Raw genomic sequence first — 17,734 nt, forward strand, 5'->3', positions numbered from 1 at the left:
TCTCAACATAGTATTCATTATTTATGAGGATAATCATGTCAATAGCACCGTATCTTGCCGCTGCAATCCAGTTCGAACCCTTGATGTTTGCCAAAGAAGCCAATGTGCGCCAATTACTGGCATTAGTAGAACAAGCAGCACAAAAAGGTGCACGCCTGATTACCACGCCAGAAATGGCGACCACCGGTTATTGTTGGTTTGACCGGCAAGAAATCGCGCCCATGGTGGAAACCGTACCGGGAGAAAGCACCGCCCGCTTTACTGAATTAGCACAGCGTTATCAATGCTATATCGTGCTGGGGATGCCGGAAATTGACTCACAAACAGCCCTCTATTACAACAGTGCCGTCCTTATCGGGCCACAAGGTGTTGTTGGCTGCCATCGTAAAAGCCACCCCTATATTTCAGAACCCAAATGGGCAGCCGCAGGGGACGTCGGGCATCAAGTCTTTGATACCCCGCTGGGGCGTATTGGCATGCTGGTCTGTATGGATATTCATTTTCCCGAAACTGCGCGCTTGCTGGCACTGGACGGTGTTGACGTCATTTGCCACATCAGCAACTGGCTGGCAGAGCGCACGCCCGCCCCTTACTGGATAAGCCGAGCCATGGAAAATGGCTGTTATCTGCTGGAAAGTAACCGCTGGGGATTAGAGCGCGGCGTCCAATTTAGCGGGGGCAGCTGTATTATTGCACCCGATGGCAACATTGCTGCCGTGGTGGACAATGGCGATGGGATTGCCTACGCCAAGATTGATATCAACCGCAGCCGTCAGCGCCAAGTGATGGGCGAGTTAGTATTCGAGCAGCGCCGCCCAGACCATTATCACACACTACTAAGTGACAGTTTTTTGTGGAACCCACAAGATTTCTTTGGCCTTTACGGGCAACAGCCCCTCCCCCCGGGCAAACAGAGCCGTATCACTGTGGCGCAGTTCTCCTCAACCGAACAAGTGGCGGACAACTTGGCGACCATTACCGCCATGACGGAGGAGGCGGTTGCACAACAAGGTAGCGAGCTAATTGTATTCCCAGAACTCGCCCTGACCGGTTATCACTCTGGTGCGGCTCATGCTCAAACCCCGCAAAGCCCCGCAGTGCAAGCATTAGCCCGTTTATCTATGAAATTGCGAGTGTATCTGGTGGTGGGAATGGCCGAAAAACAACAGGATAAATGCTATAACACCCAGCTGCTGTTTGGGCCAGAGGGCGTCATTGGCTGCTATCGGCAAATACATCTTTCTCAAGCATGCCGGCAGTGGGCCAGTGCAGGGGATCACTGGCGCGTATTTGACACCGCCCTCGGCAGGATAGGATTACTGTTGGGCCATGACGCGCTGTTACCCGAATCGGCCCGTATTTTAGCCCTAATGGGATGCGATATTATTGCCTGTTCCGCAGCACTCTCGGCCGGTTTCACCGCCGCCCATACGGGCAGTTCCGTCGTGCAAAATTACCCCATCCCCACTGGGGCCGACCCGCTACATTGGCACTTATTCCGAACCCGTGCGGGGGAAAATAATCTTTATTTGGCCTTTTCTAATACCATTGATGGCACCACTGGACAAGGAGGATATAGCGGAATATTCGGGCCAGAAACATTCACTTTCCCGCGCCTTGAACGGCTGCTTTGGCAAGAGTCACGCGCGGTCACGCAAATCATTGATACGCGGTCTATGGCCGGCAGTGCTTATCCAACCAATGTGGTGCGCCGAAAAGATTTGGTCGCCATGCGCCAGCCCCATCACTATAAGCCGCTGCTAAATTAAGCGGCTGTCGCGAAAACTCCCGGTTAATGATGCCGGGAGTTGTAAGTTATAATCTCAATCTGCACATATGTGCAGAGCCCACCACATCACACAAAATAAAAATGTGATCAAAATCCAAAATTTGTTCAGAATAAAGTGGGTGAACACAAAAACCACTTTCCTATTTATTTAATATAAATCAATCCATTAAATATATTTGCACAGGTGTGCAATATCTGAAATTAATTCCAGTGCCGATATTAGTGAATTATTGTGCAACTTAGATAGAGGGCATTATTTTGTGCTTTTGACTTAAAAAATAGAAAGTGATTATATCAAGTCATAGATAACTTAATGACATTTGCACAAATGTGCAAGAGGCTGAAATGGAAAAGAGCGACGATCTGCGCCTAATGGTGAAAATTGCACAAATGTATTACGAGCAAAATTTCACACAAGCGGAGATAGCGCGGGCGCTGGGAATTTACCGCACCAGCATCAGCCGAATGCTTAAAAAAGTACGCGAACAAGGTATTGTGACTATTTCAATCAACTATAACTATAACGAGAATTTGTTGTTGGAACAGCAGTTAAAATCGCGCTTTAAATTGCGGGAGGCAATTGTCGTCTCTTCAGAGCAGGATGCATCACCGGAACATCAACTAATACTAATGGCCAAACAATGCAGCGCACTGCTGAATAGAATTATTGAAAATGGCGATATTCTGGGCTTCTCTTGGGGTAGTGCGATTGCCACATTGGTTGAGCAGATGGATACCTCCCCAGTGTCGCGCCAATTGACTTGCATCCCGATGGTCGGTGGCCCCTCCGGTAAATTGGAAAGCCGATTTCATGTGAATACACTGGTCTACAGCGCAGCCATGAAATTAAAAGGCGAATCATTACTGATCGACTTCCCGGCAATTCTGGAAGAAAGTGTTATCCGCGATGGTATTGTGCAATCTCAGCATTATCAGGCTATTGCGGATTATTGGCAGCGGCTGGATATCGCTATATTCGGCATTGGCTCACCCAATATTTCTGGCAATTCTACCTGGCGCGCCTTTTACGGTAGCGATGTTATTGACCACTTTAATGACCGACAAGTGGCGGGTGATATCTGCTCACGCTTTTATGACTTACAAGGTCATCCGGTTGAAACTTATATTTCGGATAAAACCATTACTATTCAATTAGAAAAAATTAAGAGAGCCCGTTATTCGATTGGGATTGCCCACTCCCACGAAAAAATCAGCGGGATCATCGGTGCTATTAAAGGAAAGTACATTAACAGTTTGGTGACCACTAAAGAAACCGCCGAGGAGATATTAAAACTCACGGCTTAATATATTCAGTAATAATAAGACAGGGGGGATTCCCCTTAAAACTTAAAGACAGTTTAATAAATTATACTTTCGGTATGTGGCCGAGTATTACCCAAAATTAGATAAGCAGGAAAATATCATGAGTGATTGGCTAAATTTAAAAGATAAAGTCGTTATTGTCACCGGTGGTGCATCAGGGATTGGCTACGCAATTGTCGCAGAATTATTGACAGCAGGTGCCAAGGTACAATTAGCTGATATTAATCCGCTCGAGGGTGAGATTAAAAACAATCCACAACTGAGTTTTATTCAGCTCGATATTTCTGACCGTAATAGCGTACAAACAGCAATAGATAACATCCTGACTCAACATGGGCATATTGACGCACTGGTTAATAATGCAGGGATTAATCTTCCGCGCCTGTTGGTCGATCCGAAACAAAGTCATAGCCAATATGAGCTGAAAGATAATGAGTTTGAAAAAATGGTCAATGTGAATCAGAAAGGGGTATATCTGATGTCGCAGGCTGTAGCGCGCAATATGGTGGAGAACAAAAACGGCGTCATTATTAACCTCTCCTCGGAAAGTGGATTAGAGGGCTCAGAAGGCCAAAGTTGTTATGCCGCCACTAAAGCTGCGCTATATAGTTTTACCCGTTCATGGGCTAAAGAACTGGGGAAATATGGTATTCGCGTAGTGGGAGTAGCACCCGGAATTCTTGAAAAGACCGGGTTGCGGACACTCGATTATGAAGAAGCTCTGGCCTATACCCGTAATATTACGGTAGAGCAATTGCGCGACGGTTATACCAAGAATGCCATCCCAATTGGCCGGGCAGGGAAATTATCAGAAATTGCTGATTTCGTGACCTACCTATTATCCGAACGCGCCAGCTATATCACTGGAGTGACCTATAACATTGCTGGCGGCAAAACTCGCGGCTAACAGGAGAAATAATGGTTAACGTCATTTTTTGTGCTCACGGCGATTTAGCGGTTTCGATGCTCAACTCAGTCAATATGGTGTATGGCGAAACACAAAATATTACCCCGCTGCTGTTTAACCGTGGTGAAAACGCCGAAGACTTAGTGATAAAGATGCAGGAGGCTATGGCAAATAACCCAAATGATACCTGGCTGATTGCAGTAGATTTACAAGGTGGTAGCCCTTATAACGCGGCTGCACGCCTGGCATTCAGTAATAATCATATCCATGTTGTGAGTGGATTATCTCTCCCCTTAGCACTGGAAATTGCGGATAACCAGCAAGTAATGGCGGCGGAAGAACTGACCGAATATTTACTCGATATCGGTACACAGTGCGTGCAGTCATTCCGTCACCAACAAAGTAGCGCAGAAGAAGAGGCTGACTTTATATGAAAATCAATCTGGCAAGAATTGACGACCGGCTAATTCATGGTCAGGTCACTACAGTTTGGGCTAAAGAAGCCAAAGCCGAGCGCATTATTATTTGTAGCGATGAGGTTTATAACGATGACATCCGAAAAACACTATTAAAACAGGCTGCTCCTCCGGGAATAAAAGTTAATGTCGTGAATATTGAGAAAGCAGTGGCTGTTTATCACAATCCAAATTATAGCAATGACACTGTTTTTTATTTATTTACCAATCCAACTGATGTTTTGCGACTGGTGGATAATGGCGTGAACATTGATGTAATTAATATTGGTGGCATGGCTTTTAAACAAGGAAAAACACAATTAACCAAAGCGGTATCAGTTGATCAAAATGATATTAACGCTTTTTATGCATTAGCGGAGCGTGGTGTTCATTTGGATTTACGGGTGGTCACTTCCGACCCGGATGTGGATGTGATTAAAAAATTACGCGAGCTGGAGTCTAAATAACGCCATCTGACTTGAGAGAGCAATAATAATTCAGGTTTTATTAAAAATTTAAATCCGATTACTTAATCTGGACAAAAAACCATTTTTATCTCGTTCAATCCGAGCGGTTTTATATTGTCCAAAGGGGACACCATGGAAATAAGTTTACTACAAATAATCTTAATCTTTATTTTCTCATGTATTGCCGGTATCGGCAGCGTGCTGGATGAATTCCAAACTCATCGGCCATTAATCGCCTGCACTATTACCGGCTTGATTCTTGGCGATATGACCACCGGCGTTATCCTCGGCGGTACTCTGGAATTAATTGCTCTCGGCTGGATGAATGTGGGGGCGGCGCAATCTCCTGACTCCGCGCTTGCCAGTATTATTTCAACTATTTTGGTTATTGTCGGCCACCAGAATATTGCCACCGGGATTGCCATTGCTCTGCCAGTGGCAGCAGCAGGTCAAGTCCTGACGGTTTTTGCCCGCACAATTACGGTGGCATTCCAACACGCGGCAGATAGAGCGGCGGAAAAAGCTAATTTTGCCATGATTGATTTTATGCATGTGTCGGCATTGCTGGTTCAGGCCATGCGAGTCGCCATTCCAGTCTTGATAGTGTCTATCTTTGTCAGCGCCGATACCGTCAGCCACATGCTTAGCGCCATTCCCACCGTGGTGACCCATGGGTTGCAAATTGCTGGCGGCTTTATCGTCGTCGTCGGTTACGCCATGGTGCTTAATATGATGGGCGTGAAATACCTTATGCCTTTCTTCTTCCTCGGTTTTATTGTCGGAGGCTACCTCGGTTTCAGCCTCCTCGCATTCGGCGGTATCGGTCTAATTATTGCTTTGCTGTATATCCAGTTAAACCCGCTTTATCAGAAACCGGCGGCACCTGTCGTCCAAGCCAGCCAAGCCAAACTCGATGAATTAGAAGATTAGGAGATGCCGAAATGACCATATTAAACAAACGATTAACCCGTTCTGATCTGTTTAAAATGTTTTTACGCAGTAACTTGCAACAGGCCTCTTTTAACTATGAACGTATTCACGGCCTGGGCTTTTGTTATGACATGGTGCCAGCAATCAAGCGTTTGTATCCATTGAAAGAAGATCAAATTGCCGCCCTGAAACGCCATTTAGTGTTCTTCAACACCACCCCGGCAGTTTGCGGCCCGGTCATTGGCGTAACTGCGGCGATGGAAGAGGCGCGTGCCAATGGTGCGGATATTGAAGAAGGGGCAATAAATAGTCTGAAAGTTGGGCTGATGGGGCCGTTGGCTGGGGTTGGTGACCCGCTAATTTGGGGAACCTTGCGCCCAATAACGGCTGCTTTGGGCGCTTCTTTGGCACTAAACGGCAATGTACTGGGGCCAATTCTATTCTTCCTGTCCTTCAACTCGGTGCGCTTGGCATTGAAATGGTTCGGCCTGCAATACGGCTTCGTCAAGGGAATCAATATCGTCAAGGATCTTGGCGGAAATTTACTGCAAAAATTGACCGAGGGTGCCTCAATCCTGGGCTTGTTTATTATGGGGGTATTGGTCACCAAATGGACAAGCATCAATGTGCCGCTGGTGATATCGAAAACACCCGGCCACGACGGCACAACCGTGACCATGACCGTGCAAAACATTCTGGATCAGCTTTGCCCTGGTTTATTGGCGCTGGGATTGACTCTATTAATGATGCGCTTGCTCAAACGCAAAATTAACCCTATCTGGCTCATCTTCTCCCTGTTTGGCCTCGGAATTGTAGGCTCATGGCTTGGCATTCTGTCCTGATTTAATGCCGGGGAGTTTTTTTATTCGATCGGCTGTTTTTATATTTAAAAAATAATTGAGGTGGTTCCAAATGAAAACTAAAGCACTGCGTTTATATGGCAAAAATGATCTGCGCCTGGAAAGTTTTAATTTACCGGAAATGGGCGATGATGAAATTTTGGCCACAGTGGTGACTGACAGTATTTGTCTCTCTTCGTGGAAAGAAGCTAATTTGGGTGCTGACCATAAAAAAGTACCTAATAATGTAGCTGAGAATCCAATTATTATTGGCCATGAGTTTTGCGGCGATATTCTTCAAGTCGGTAAGAAATGGCAACATAAATTCAAACCCGGCAGCCGTTATGTCATTCAAGCCAATCTACAATTGCCAGACCGCCCAGATTGCCCCGGATATTCTTTCCCTTATGTGGGCGGTGAAGCGACCCATGTGGTTATTCCCAACGAAGTCATGGAACAAGATTGTTTACTGCCCTATGAAGGTGAAAGTTATTTTGAGGGTTCACTGGTAGAGCCACTTTCTTGCGTTATCGGCGCATTTAATGCCAATTACCATCTAATTCCTGGAACTTATCAACATAAAATGGGGATCAAACCTGGCGGTAATGTGTTAATTCTTGGCGGCACGGGCCCGATGGGATTATTAGCCATTGATTATGCTTTGCACGGGCCGATTAATCCGCAATTATTGGTTATTACAGACCGCCATCAGCAAAAACTGGATTATGCCGCTCGGTTGTACCCGAGTGAGCCGCAGACTCAGGTACATTATCTTAATACTAAACAAACTGCTGACCAGTTTGAACGTTTAATGGCCCTGACGGATGGCAAAGGCTATGACGATATTTTTGTTTTCGTGCCGTCAGCAGAATTAGTCACATTGGCATCTAGCCTATTGGCACCGGATGGCTGTTTTAATTTCTTTGCTGGCCCGCAGGATAAGAATTTTATGGCGTCGGTTAATTTCTACGATATCCATTACTCCTTTACTCATTATGTCGGCACTTCTGGGGGCAATACCGATGACATGCGGGAAGCGGTGAAGTTAATTGAAGCGAAGAAGGTCAATGCCGGGAAAGTGGTCTCTCATATTCTTGGACTAAATGATGCGGCGGACACCACATTGAATTTACCGCAAATTATGGGTGGTAAGAAGTTGGTTTATACCGGCAAAAATATGCCACTGACCTCATTAAGTGAACTGATGAGCACAGAGCAAGACTCGCCGTTATTACAAGAGCTACAAACTATTTTGCGGAAAACCGACGGGTTGTGGTCAAAAGAAGCTGAAGATTTTGTTTTGGCGCGCGCCCAAGAGATTTAGTTTTTTAAGCAAGGGCGGTCAGACACTACCGCCCTCAACTCACGGCTCTGGCAGATGTTTTGCCGTCGACTCATCGGTGTTGGCATCATTGGCCACCGCATTAAGCAGCACATCCAATAGGCCCGGGAAACGGGCATCAATATCGTCGCGCCGCAGTGATAACAAACTCTCACGCCCACAGGGCCGTTGCCAAATAACACCACTTTCCCGCAGCACGCGCCAATGGTGGGTTAACGTCGATTTAGACAGCCCCTGAACCAGAGTGCCACAGGCATGTTCGCCCCCCGCAGCCAGCCTACTCACCACCGCCAGCCGCAGTGGGTTACCTAAAGCCGTCAGCACATCTTCCAAACGGATCTGCTCACGCTCAGGGTGATTTGCAATCATAGTGTTCCTATTGATAAGTGACAATTCGCGGGGAAACGCCCCTGCAAACTGCCGAATTGGGTCATATCGAACAACCTCAGGCGGCGGCAATATAGCCTATACTGCATTTTGACCCTACTAATAATTCTAGTGCAATGATGAGAGCCATCTCAATCATTACCCACCGCTATTATTGCACACTTTCAGAACAAATAATCCAATTGTACGTGTATATTCGTACGATTGGATTATACTGATGGCGATCACATGATCATCGGCAGTTATGCTGAACATAAACTCACAACTTCCCGGCAGAGCATCAAACCGCCCGCCCCGAAATTGCCATCATCTTTAAGGACTTAATATGGCACGTAAAACTCCTATCGAGCGCTATCGCAACATTGGTATCTCAGCCCACATCGACGCCGGTAAAACCACCACTACCGAGCGCATTTTGTTCTACACCGGTGTCAGTCATAAGCTGGGTGAGGTACATGATGGCGGCGCGACTACTGACTGGATGGCACAGGAGCAGGAACGTGGCATTACCATTACATCGGCTGCCGTGACCTGCTTTTGGAAAGGTATGGACAGAACCTTACCCGAGCACCGTATCAATATTATCGACACCCCTGGGCATGTGGATTTCACCATTGAGGTGGAACGTTCCATGCGGGTACTCGACGGTGCCGTCATGGTGTATGACGCGGTTGGCGGTGTACAGCCACAATCCGAAACGGTTTGGCGTCAGGCCAATAAATACCGCGTTCCACGTTTGGCATTCGTCAATAAAATGGATCGTCCCGGCGCTGATTTCTTCCGCGTGCGGCAGATGATGATTGACCGCCTGAAAGCTAACCCGGTGCCGATTGTGATTCCAATCGGCAGTGAAGAGCACTTTCGCGGCGTGGTGGATTTGCGCTTGATGCGCGCCATTATTTGGGATGAAGCTTCCCAGGGCATGACATTTAGCTATGAGCCAATCCCAGAAAACTTACTCGCGACCGCCAATCAATGGCGCGAAAAAATGGTCGCCGAAGCCGCTGAAGCTTCAGAGGCGTTGATGACAGAATATCTGGAAACCGGCGACCTTACGGTAGATGAAATTACTCAGGGTCTGCGTATTCGCACCATTGCCGGTGAAATCCAGCCAATGATGTGCGGCAGTGCCTTTAAAAACAAAGGCGTGCAGCGCATGTTGGATGCGGTGGTTGAACTCATGCCATCACCGGTGGATATTCCGCCAGTCAGGGGCACAGATGAAGACGGTAACGAAGTGAGCCGCAAAGCCGATGATAATGAAAAATTCTCGGCGCTGGCGTTCAAACTCATGACCGACCCGTATGTCGGTCAACTCACTTTCGTGCGCGTCTATTCTGGTGTTCTGAGCAAAGGCGACAGTGTTTATAACCCGATTCGCGGCAAAAAAGAGCGTATTGGTCGCATCGTTCAGATGCACGCCAATAACCGGATTGAAGTGGATGAAATCCGTGCCGGTGATATCGCCGCTTGTGTTGGTTTGAAAGATGTCACCACCGGGGAAACACTGTGTGACCCGGATGCGGTGATTACGCTGGTGCGCATGGAGTTTCCAGAGCCGGTGATCTCACAAGCGATTGAACCGAAGACGAAAGCTGATCAGGAGAAAATGGGGATCGCGCTGCAACGGTTGGCATCGGAAGACCCGTCGTTTCGTATCCGTACGGATGAAGAGTCCGGCCAGACCATTATCTCCGGCATGGGTGAATTGCATCTGGAAATCATTGTCGACCGCATGAAACGTGAGTTCGGCGTGGAAGCCAATATCGGTAAGCCGCAGGTGACTTACCGCGAAACCGTGCGCAAGACCGTGACAGATGTCGAGGGGAAATTTGTTCGTCAATCCGGTGGTAAAGGGCAGTATGGCCATGTGGTCTTTACTCTCGAACCACAGGAACCCGGGAGCGGCGTGGCCTTTGTCGATGCGACCAAAGGCGGCGTGGTGCCTCGTGAGTTTATCGGAGCCGTCGAGAAGGGGGTGCTTGAAGCGACCAATACCGGGGTTTTGGCCGGTTATCCGGTGGTGGATGTGAAAGTCACCTTGACGTTCGGCTCCTACCACGAGGTGGATTCATCCGAGCTGGCGTTTAAAATGGCCGCCATCTTTGGTTTCAAAGAGGCCGCCAAACGCGCTTCTCCGGTTATTCTGGAGCCGGTCATGAGTGTCGAGGTGGAAACACCGGAAGAATATGCCGGTAATGTGATGGGCGACCTTTCCTCTCGCCGTGGCCTGGTTCAAGGGATGGAAGAGATGGTCGGTGGCGGGAAAATAATTCGGGCGGAAGTACCGTTATCTGAAATGTTTGGTTACTCCACGGTATTGCGCTCTATGTCACAGGGTCGTGCAACTTATACCATGGAATTCAAGCATTACGCCGAAGCACCGCGCAATGTTGCCGATGCCATTATTGCCGCGCGAGGCACGAAAGCTTAGCTCAATCCGACCAGTTAAGTCATAAACCCAAGCGCCAGCGGATAATCATTCTGCTGGCGTTTTTTATTAACGACTTGTTTATCAACTAAATGGCGACCCGCCGGCTTATCTCTACCACCTGATTACTCGGTAAATGATAGTAGTTGGTCACATGAGTACAATTTCTGACCATAAAAGCAAAACTGCTCCGCTGCCATGCCGGTAACCCCCTGCCATCCTCACGCCCGACAATGGTTTCGTGGCCTAAATAGTAGGTCACATCATCTAGCTCAAATTGGCAATCCATACCGGTAATACTTTGTAATAACAGCGGAATATGTGGCCGCTCCATGAAACCATATTGTGCCGTGCCACGCCAATAATCCGGCGCTTGCTCGGTCACCACCAGCCGCTCCGTCACATCCACCCGGGGGACATTCAAAATAGTGATAGTCAGTGATAATACCTTCTGCTGTAGGGCACGATTGCGGGCCACATGCCAGCGCATCACTGGAGGAATATCATTCTGAGTTCGAGTTAAAAACACGGCCGATCCCGGTACGCGAGGGATGTTTTTATCGCGAATGTGAGTAAAAAATTCGTCAATGCTCATCACTTTTTCGCTAATAGCTTGCGAGGTTGCTTTGACCCCACGGTGCCACACCAGCATCACGGTGCAGACCACCGCCGCCAATAGCAGAGGAATGTAACCGCCTTCGAGCACTTTAATCAGATTGGCAATAAGGAAGCAGGCATCGATAACTAAAAATCCCCCGGCCACTAAAGCACTTGCCCACAAATTCCACCGCCATATTTTGCGCATCGCCACAAATAACAATCCGGAAGTCATCAACATAGTCAGCGATACGGCAATACCGTAAGCTGCCGCCAGATTTTCAGAGGATTTAAAAAACACCGCCAGAAAAACAGTCACTATCATTAATAGCCAATTTATCGTGCCAATATAAATTTGCCCATAACTCTCTGCCGCCGTCTGTTTTATTCGCAAACGTGGTAACCAGCCCAGTTGAATAGCCTGACGGGTCATGGAAAATGCCCCAGTAATAATCGCCTGGCTGGCGATAATAGTGGCAAGAGTGGCCAAAATAACCAACGGAATTTGCATTATCGGCGGGCACAAGCGGAAAAAGATATTATGTGAAATATCTGCACCCGCCAAAATTAGAGCGGACTGACCGGCATAATTCAGTAATAAACTGGGAAATACCAGGCCAAACCACGCCATCCAAATCGGCTTTTTGCCAAAATGCCCCATATCGGCATACAAAGCCTCCGCCCCGGTGACACAGAGGAAAACACCACCCAAGACAAGAAAACTGATAAAACCATTAGAGAACAAAAAGTTAATGCCATAGTAGGGGTTAATCGCCAGCAGAACAGCAGGATGTTGCACTATCCCCCATATCCCCAGCCCTGCAATAGCAAAAAACCACAGCGCCATGACCGGGCCAAAAATTTTGCCTATTTTCGCGGTACCAAAAGGTTGAATGGCGAATAATACCACCAGAATAATGACTGTCGCGGGTAAGATATAGGGTTGTGCATGTGGAATAACAATATTGAGCCCTTCAAGGGCGGAAAGTACCGATATCGCCGGGGTAATGGCACCATCGCCGTAAATTAGCGCAGCACCAAGTAAGGCGGAAAAAATAACCCACCGCTGCCCTTTCCCCTTCCGCACTAATAAGGACATGAGAGCCATAATGCCCCCCTCACCATTATTATCAATGCGCATGGCGAAAATGGCATATTTTATTGATGTCACCAGAATTAACGTCCAAATAATTAGTGACAGCAATCCCAGAATAACCATGGGAGTTGGATTATTGCCCGATAATAATAAAACGGTCTTTAAGGTATAAAGTGGGCTAGTCCCGATATCACCGAAAACCACACCGAGCGCGCCCCCTACCAGCATAATATTGCCAGAAGGTTTTTGAGGGATAACTTTATGGGTAATCAATGCCATTTTGTCCATAACAACATCCCTTTAGCGGTTTTTTACGGTGATTTGTTTGAGTTCCTCTATGAATAATATAGACCCAAAGATGGTGCGCCACATGCTGCCGATGGCAAAAGAACTGGTCTGGACACCATATTGGCAATTTGCAAAATAACAGAATTAGAAAGTGACCGGCGTATTTACCCACAGCACTTTGGCCACAGACTCGCCAATATTACGGTAACCATGGGGGACATGACTGGGGAAATAAAAAGAATCACCTACACCGAGGGTATAAATCTCTTCACCTAAATAGAGTGCAATTTCCCCCTCCAACACATATCCCATCTCCTCGCCATGATGCTCTATCTGCCCATCACTGGCGACACCCGGCTCAATAATATGAATATTCCCCTGCAATAACCCGCCTTTATGGTGATGCGTTAGATTTTCCAACGCAATTCCTCCTTTTTTATTCCGGTGAACAAAGCGCTTACGCACCCGCTGCTCCGGCTGCAAGACTGGTGAGTCAGCTACCCAACTTTCTGCCATCAAATCTGAGATATTGGTTTCCAGTGCGCTCGCCAGCCGGTGCAACATCGCCAGTGAGGGGGACGCCACTTCATTTTCCAATTTGGACAATAAACTCTCTGAGCATCCCACTTTCAGTGCCAGCTGCTTTAGCGTGATGTCTTGTGCCAAACGGGCATGACGTAAACGCATTCCTAAATCAGATAAAACAAAACCGCCGCTATCACCGTTTTTTTTCATAAGTTGCTATCTGCTCTGCTCAAAGAGACTCAAACGCCCGGCGTATCCGTGCCGGGCCACATGCTGAATATGCTGATTTGGTGCTTATTCAGTGACACTAAAATGCACATCCTGCGGGTTACACCCATTGATTGGAACAATGTCTTGCGGGCAAGCTGACATCACGACGATGCAATCCAACTCGGCGCGGATCTCAACATAATCGCCCGCTTTACTCACCGTGGGTAACCAGGAAATGGTGTAATCCGGGTTGACGGGGGTATTCATCCACAAATTCAAAGGTTGTGGCACTTCTTTAGCCCTCAACCCGATAGCATTCAGCGCCAGGCGCATATTATCGGCACAACTGTCGTGGTAATCAGTGATCCCCATATTGCTATAGCGATAAAGGTCACAAGCCGCAATCAGGGTATCGTGCACGCCCGGCGAGGTATCAGTCAGTAGTGTGCCAATGGCACGGCGCTGATTGGTCACTAGGGCATCTCCCGGTTGAGGAATGATTTTATCAATAAATGCGCGAGTATGTTCCATTGATGAAAACTCACTCAGATCAGCGCTATTGAATAACCAGGTATCACACACCTGACTGCCGTGGGTGTTCGTGATGCGGATAACCTGCCCTTTGCTCAAGCGCACCGCCCGGCCACAGCGGGCCGGTACTGTATAGGTTTCGCCGAGAACCGGCGTGCCGTCGGCGGAGATTGGTGCGGATAAGGTGGCATTAGTGCCCAGTGCGCTACCGTTGTCTTTTTCACAGCAAGCGGGGTAAGTGTGGGTGCTCATGGTAACTCCTATGGGTTGATTTGCCAGTTCTGTCAGGCAGCAGGCGAGTGCCTTCGCGCCAAGGTACAGATACTGAGGGTCTGTATATTCAGCCGGGTTATGGCTGATGCCGTTATGGCTGGGGACAAAAAACATGCTGGTCGGACAATGGCTGGCCAGATGCATCGCATCGTGAAATGCACCGGAAATCAGGGTCGCGGCCTCTATCTGTAGCGCCTGAGCACAAGCATATTGTTGCGCCAGTAACTCAGAATTGAATGCCACCGGTGGGTGAGCGAAAATTTGCTCAACCACCACGTTACATGCAGAAATTTGCTGCATCCAATCATCAAACTGCGCCAATATCAGCGGGTCGGCATGGCGAAAATCGAGGGTGAAAGTGGCACGTCCGGCAATGGTATTAATGGCATTGGGCTCAATCTCCCAGCGGCCAAAAGTCAGGCGCAGCTGTTCCGCTGGCAATGTGGCAGTCAGTTGCTCCAACTGAGAAACCGTCTGGCGTGCCAGTGACATAGCATCTTTGCGATCCGCCATCGGGGTGGTGCCGGCATGAGCGGACTGCCCCAGACAGGTCACTTGGTACCAGCGCACCCCTTGAATACCCTGCACCACGGCCAAAGGTTGATTCGCCTGCTCCAGTATCGGCCCTTGCTCAATATGCAGCTCGACAAACGCCGCCATTGGCACCGTAGTGCGCCGCGGCAATTGCGCAAAACGTTGATGACAGTTTGCGAGTGCTTGCGCCAACGTCATCCCTTGCGCATCCTGATTATGCAGATAACCGGCCAGGCGTTGCGGCTGAACAAAAGCACTGGAGCCCATGGCCCCGGGAGAGAAACGGCTGCCCTCCTCGTTCATCCATACCGCCACTTCAATGGGGCGCAAGGTGCTGATACCCGCTTCAGCCAAGGCACTCAAGCACTCCATACCGGCAATCACGCCATAGCATCCATCAAGATTACCGCCGCAAGGCTGAGTATCAATATGGCTGCCAGTAACCACCGGTGGTAAATCTTCGCGCCCCGCGCGACGGATAAACAGGTTGGCGCTGTCATCGGTCATCACTTCGCAACCCAAGGTATAGGCCCAATCAATGAGCCAAGCTCTGGCATCTAATTCCTCGGCAGATAAAGCCTGCCGATTCACTCCGCCATGCGCTAATGCCCCAAAGCGAGCCAATTGTGCCAATTTATCCATCAACCGCTGTTGGCTGACATAACCGGCTAAGCGCACACCAACAGAATTAAGCATGCCCGGCCTCCGCTTCATCCAGTTGCAGCGGGCGTTTAAACCACGGCGCTAGGAATGATTTCAATCGGTCGGTTTGTGGTTGGCGAAATAGGGTTGCTGGTGCGCCGGCTTCAATAATTGAACCGTCCGCCATAAACACCACGCGGGACGAAATTTTGGCAGCAAAGGACATTTCGTGCGTCACCATCACCATAGTCATCCCATTGTTTGCCAACACTTTAATCACATCGAGCACCTCTTCTACCCGCTCGGGATCAAGGGCGGAGGTCGGCTCATCCAGCAACAGCAACTCCGGCTCCAGCGCCAAAGCTCTGGCAATGCCCACCCGCTGCTGTTGTCCACCGGATAGCCGTGCTGGGCGAGCCTCGGCTTTGTCCGACATCCCCACCTGCGCCAGCGCCGCCGCCGCTTTTTTTCGCGCAACTTCACGCGGCAGTTTTGTACCCAAAATCAGCGGGGCACAAACATTTTCCAGCACCGTCATATGCGGCCACAGATTAAATTGCTGGAAAACCATCGCCAGCGGGCGGCGCACTTCAGCAATTAATGCCGCACTGTCACGGTGCTTCGGCTCACGCCCAGCACTGCTGTAACCCAGCAATTGCCCCTTAATCAGCACTTCGCCCTCGTCATAGGCTTCGAGAAAATTCATGCAACGTAATGCGGTGGTTTTCCCCGATCCGGAAGGGCCAATTAAGGTGACAATTTCACCGGCCTTTACCGTCAGATTGATGCCGCTAAGCACCCGATTGCCCGCAAAGGATTTACCCAGATGACGTAATTCAATAATAGGTTCGGCATTCATGATGTTATCCCTCGATGGCCCGCTGGCTAAGTAGGCGAATTCCGACACTGACACCTTGCGCCAGCAGCCAATAACTGAGGATAAGCAAGGTATAAGGCACGATATAAGTGTATGTATTAGCGACGATTTGCCCGGTAGTCATGGTCAGCTCTGGCACCGTGATAATCGATGCCACCGCACTCTCTTTAATGGTTAAAATGAACTGGTTCCCCAACAGCGGCAGACTAAAACGCAATGCTTGCGGGGTTTGGATATACCAAAAACTCTTCCATGCTGAAATATCATGCACTTGCGCGGCTTCTAGTTGCCCGAGCCCAATGCTTTTCCATGCTGTGCGAAAGATTTCACCAAAGTAGGCCGAGCTGTAAATGGCCAGTGACAACACGGTGGCTTCGATGGCACTGAGCGTGATGCCAATGGCGGGTAAACCAAAATAGAACACCGCCAGCTGTGCCAAATAGGGTGTGCCACGAATCAGCCACACATAAGTGCGCCACGGCCAGAACAGCCACCGGCGATGCCGACACACCGCGTGTAAAATGAACCCGGCGAAGGCCCCGATGAGCGCCGCACTCATGCTGATTGCCAGTGTGACCCCCAATGCACGGGCAAAGTCCGGCACATAAAGAAAGAAGTCGTTCATCGGCTCTCCTTATGCCAGCACCGTTCCACATAGCCGCCTAGCAAGGCCAGCAGGCTGGTCAACACCAAATAAGACAACGCAATCGCCACATAGACCTCCAGCGGGCGGTAGGTGGCCGACGCCAATTGCTGCCCTACCCGCATCAAATCGGTAATGGCAATCACCGATACCACCGCAGAGGCTTTGATCACATCGATTAACTCTGAAATCAATGACGGCATGGTGATGCGCAACACTTGGGGGATCTGGATGTGCCACAGCATCTGGCGCGGGCTGAGTCCACACATGGCGGCGGCCTCCAACTGCCCCGGCGGAATGGCATTGAAACCGCTGCGTAAAATTTGCGATTGATAGGCAGCGGTGTTGAGTGTTAAAGCCATCACCGCCGCCAAAAAGCCGGGCAGCGACAGCCCCAATTCTCCTGGCAGATAGAAGCACAATAAAACCTGCGCCAGCACCGGGGTGCCACGGAACAAACTGATATAGACACGGGCGAATCCTCGGCCCAATCGTGAGCGGCCACTTTCCATCAGGTAGACAACCACACCGATAAAAAAACCGGCAACAATGGCTACCATACACAGCGAGGCGGTGGTCAGCGCGCCGTCTATCAACATCGGCAACCAAGCCGTCAGCAATTGGAAAAATTCCCCCATCATCAATCCT

16 protein-coding genes and 1 pseudogene are annotated in these 17,734 nt (G+C 49.1%); 9 read left to right on the forward strand and 8 right to left on the reverse strand.

The window, feature by feature from the left end; genetic code table 11:
* Positions 1–35 precede the first annotated feature (35 nt).
* The 8 genes from D5F51_RS14785 to D5F51_RS14820 all read left to right on the forward strand — a co-directional run bounded on the left by D5F51_RS14785 (position 36) and on the right by D5F51_RS14820 (position 8,034).
* Complete coding sequence (locus tag D5F51_RS14785) at positions 36–1,769, forward strand: nitrilase-related carbon-nitrogen hydrolase (RefSeq protein ID WP_129197560.1); 1,734 nt, start codon at positions 36–38, stop codon at positions 1,767–1,769.
* Positions 1,770–2,134: 365 nt separating this feature from the next.
* On the forward strand, positions 2,135–3,094 hold the full coding sequence (locus D5F51_RS14790) for a sugar-binding transcriptional regulator (RefSeq protein WP_025379375.1): 960 nt from the start codon (positions 2,135–2,137) through the stop codon (positions 3,092–3,094).
* 118 nt (positions 3,095–3,212) lie between these two features.
* Positions 3,213–4,019, forward strand: coding sequence for an SDR family oxidoreductase (locus tag D5F51_RS14795; protein WP_129197562.1), 807 nt, complete (start codon positions 3,213–3,215; stop codon positions 4,017–4,019).
* Between the two features lie 11 nt (positions 4,020–4,030).
* Positions 4,031–4,453 carry a PTS sugar transporter subunit IIA gene (locus tag D5F51_RS14800; protein ID WP_129197564.1) on the forward strand — a complete coding sequence of 141 codons (423 nt, stop codon included), beginning with the start codon at positions 4,031–4,033 and terminating at the stop codon, positions 4,451–4,453.
* Entirely contained in the window at positions 4,450–4,941 is a 492-nt protein-coding gene (locus D5F51_RS14805) for a mannose/fructose/sorbose PTS transporter subunit IIB (RefSeq protein ID WP_129197566.1), read from the forward strand. The genes D5F51_RS14800 and D5F51_RS14805 overlap by 4 nt, the downstream gene beginning before the upstream one ends.
* 132 nt (positions 4,942–5,073) lie before the next feature.
* Entirely contained in the window at positions 5,074–5,871 is a 798-nt protein-coding gene (locus tag D5F51_RS14810) for a PTS mannose/fructose/sorbose transporter subunit IIC (RefSeq protein WP_129197568.1), read from the forward strand.
* 11 nt (positions 5,872–5,882) lie between these two features.
* Positions 5,883–6,713 carry a PTS system mannose/fructose/sorbose family transporter subunit IID gene (locus D5F51_RS14815; RefSeq protein WP_025379380.1) on the forward strand — a complete coding sequence of 277 codons (831 nt, stop codon included), beginning with the start codon at positions 5,883–5,885 and terminating at the stop codon, positions 6,711–6,713.
* A gap of 70 nt (positions 6,714–6,783) precedes the next feature.
* The gene (locus D5F51_RS14820) at positions 6,784–8,034 is read left to right on the forward strand and encodes a zinc-binding dehydrogenase (protein ID WP_129197570.1); all 1,251 of its coding nucleotides are present in this window, start codon (positions 6,784–6,786) and stop codon (positions 8,032–8,034) included.
* Between the two features lie 39 nt (positions 8,035–8,073).
* Here D5F51_RS14820 and D5F51_RS14825 read toward each other — a convergent pair whose 3' ends face one another.
* Positions 8,074–8,421: an ArsR/SmtB family transcription factor gene (locus tag D5F51_RS14825; RefSeq protein WP_129197572.1), complete on the reverse strand. Its 348-nt coding sequence runs from the start codon at positions 8,419–8,421 to the stop codon at positions 8,074–8,076.
* Between the two features lie 343 nt (positions 8,422–8,764).
* Here D5F51_RS14825 and fusA point away from each other — a divergent pair, with 343 nt between their 5' ends.
* Positions 8,765–10,873 (forward strand): elongation factor G, encoded by a 2,109-nt coding sequence (gene fusA, locus D5F51_RS14830; RefSeq protein ID WP_129197574.1) that lies wholly within the window; start codon positions 8,765–8,767, stop codon positions 10,871–10,873.
* Positions 10,874–10,958: 85 nt separating this feature from the next.
* Here the strand turns inward: fusA and D5F51_RS14835 are convergent, their stop codons facing one another.
* The 7 genes and pseudogenes from D5F51_RS14835 to D5F51_RS14865 form a co-directional block, all read right to left on the reverse strand.
* Positions 10,959–12,842 carry a potassium transporter Kup gene (locus tag D5F51_RS14835; protein ID WP_391592409.1) on the reverse strand — a complete coding sequence of 628 codons (1,884 nt, stop codon included), beginning with the start codon at positions 12,840–12,842 and terminating at the stop codon, positions 10,959–10,961.
* A 153-nt stretch (positions 12,843–12,995) separates the two neighbouring features.
* Complete coding sequence (locus tag D5F51_RS14840; RefSeq protein WP_100273973.1) at positions 12,996–13,586, reverse strand: cupin domain-containing protein; 591 nt, start codon at positions 13,584–13,586, stop codon at positions 12,996–12,998.
* Positions 13,587–13,670: 84 nt separating this feature from the next.
* The gene (locus D5F51_RS22925; protein WP_025379386.1) at positions 13,671–14,369 is read right to left on the reverse strand and encodes a DUF1989 domain-containing protein; all 699 of its coding nucleotides are present in this window, start codon (positions 14,367–14,369) and stop codon (positions 13,671–13,673) included.
* Positions 14,338–15,620: pseudogene (locus D5F51_RS22785) on the reverse strand (M20 family metallo-hydrolase). The gene D5F51_RS22925 and the pseudogene D5F51_RS22785 overlap by 32 nt, the downstream one beginning before the upstream one ends.
* Positions 15,613–16,428 (reverse strand): amino acid ABC transporter ATP-binding protein, encoded by an 816-nt coding sequence (locus D5F51_RS14855; protein ID WP_129199359.1) that lies wholly within the window; start codon positions 16,426–16,428, stop codon positions 15,613–15,615. The pseudogene D5F51_RS22785 and the gene D5F51_RS14855 overlap by 8 nt, the downstream one beginning before the upstream one ends.
* Position 16,429: 1 nt before the next feature.
* The gene (locus tag D5F51_RS14860) at positions 16,430–17,068 is read right to left on the reverse strand and encodes an amino acid ABC transporter permease (protein WP_025379388.1); all 639 of its coding nucleotides are present in this window, start codon (positions 17,066–17,068) and stop codon (positions 16,430–16,432) included.
* On the reverse strand, positions 17,065–17,727 hold the full coding sequence (locus tag D5F51_RS14865; protein ID WP_162301747.1) for an amino acid ABC transporter permease: 663 nt from the start codon (positions 17,725–17,727) through the stop codon (positions 17,065–17,067). The genes D5F51_RS14860 and D5F51_RS14865 overlap by 4 nt, the downstream gene beginning before the upstream one ends.
* Positions 17,728–17,734 lie beyond the last annotated feature (7 nt).

Origin of the sequence: Yersinia hibernica, from assembly GCF_004124235.1 — a bacterium.
GTDB lineage: Bacteria > Pseudomonadota > Gammaproteobacteria > Enterobacterales > Enterobacteriaceae > Yersinia > Yersinia hibernica.

Coding starts and splice junctions, on each gene's coding strand:
- D5F51_RS14785 (WP_129197560.1), top strand. CDS start 36: ATGTCAATAGCACCGTATCTTGCCGCTGCAATCCAGTTCGAACCCTTG.
- D5F51_RS14790 (WP_025379375.1), top strand. CDS start 2,135: ATGGAAAAGAGCGACGATCTGCGCCTAATGGTGAAAATTGCACAAATG.
- D5F51_RS14795 (WP_129197562.1), top strand. CDS start 3,213: ATGAGTGATTGGCTAAATTTAAAAGATAAAGTCGTTATTGTCACCGGT.
- D5F51_RS14800 (WP_129197564.1), top strand. CDS start 4,031: ATGGTTAACGTCATTTTTTGTGCTCACGGCGATTTAGCGGTTTCGATG.
- D5F51_RS14805 (WP_129197566.1), top strand. CDS start 4,450: ATGAAAATCAATCTGGCAAGAATTGACGACCGGCTAATTCATGGTCAG.
- D5F51_RS14810 (WP_129197568.1), top strand. CDS start 5,074: ATGGAAATAAGTTTACTACAAATAATCTTAATCTTTATTTTCTCATGT.
- D5F51_RS14815 (WP_025379380.1), top strand. CDS start 5,883: ATGACCATATTAAACAAACGATTAACCCGTTCTGATCTGTTTAAAATG.
- D5F51_RS14820 (WP_129197570.1), top strand. CDS start 6,784: ATGAAAACTAAAGCACTGCGTTTATATGGCAAAAATGATCTGCGCCTG.
- D5F51_RS14825 (WP_129197572.1), bottom strand. CDS start 8,421: ATGATTGCAAATCACCCTGAGCGTGAGCAGATCCGTTTGGAAGATGTG.
- fusA (WP_129197574.1), top strand. CDS start 8,765: ATGGCACGTAAAACTCCTATCGAGCGCTATCGCAACATTGGTATCTCA.
- D5F51_RS14835 (WP_391592409.1), bottom strand. CDS start 12,842: ATGGCATTGATTACCCATAAAGTTATCCCTCAAAAACCTTCTGGCAAT.
- D5F51_RS14840 (WP_100273973.1), bottom strand. CDS start 13,586: ATGAAAAAAAACGGTGATAGCGGCGGTTTTGTTTTATCTGATTTAGGA.
- D5F51_RS22925 (WP_025379386.1), bottom strand. CDS start 14,369: ATGAGCACCCACACTTACCCCGCTTGCTGTGAAAAAGACAACGGTAGC.
- D5F51_RS14860 (WP_025379388.1), bottom strand. CDS start 17,068: ATGAACGACTTCTTTCTTTATGTGCCGGACTTTGCCCGTGCATTGGGG.
- D5F51_RS14865 (WP_162301747.1), bottom strand. CDS start 17,727: ATGATGGGGGAATTTTTCCAATTGCTGACGGCTTGGTTGCCGATGTTG.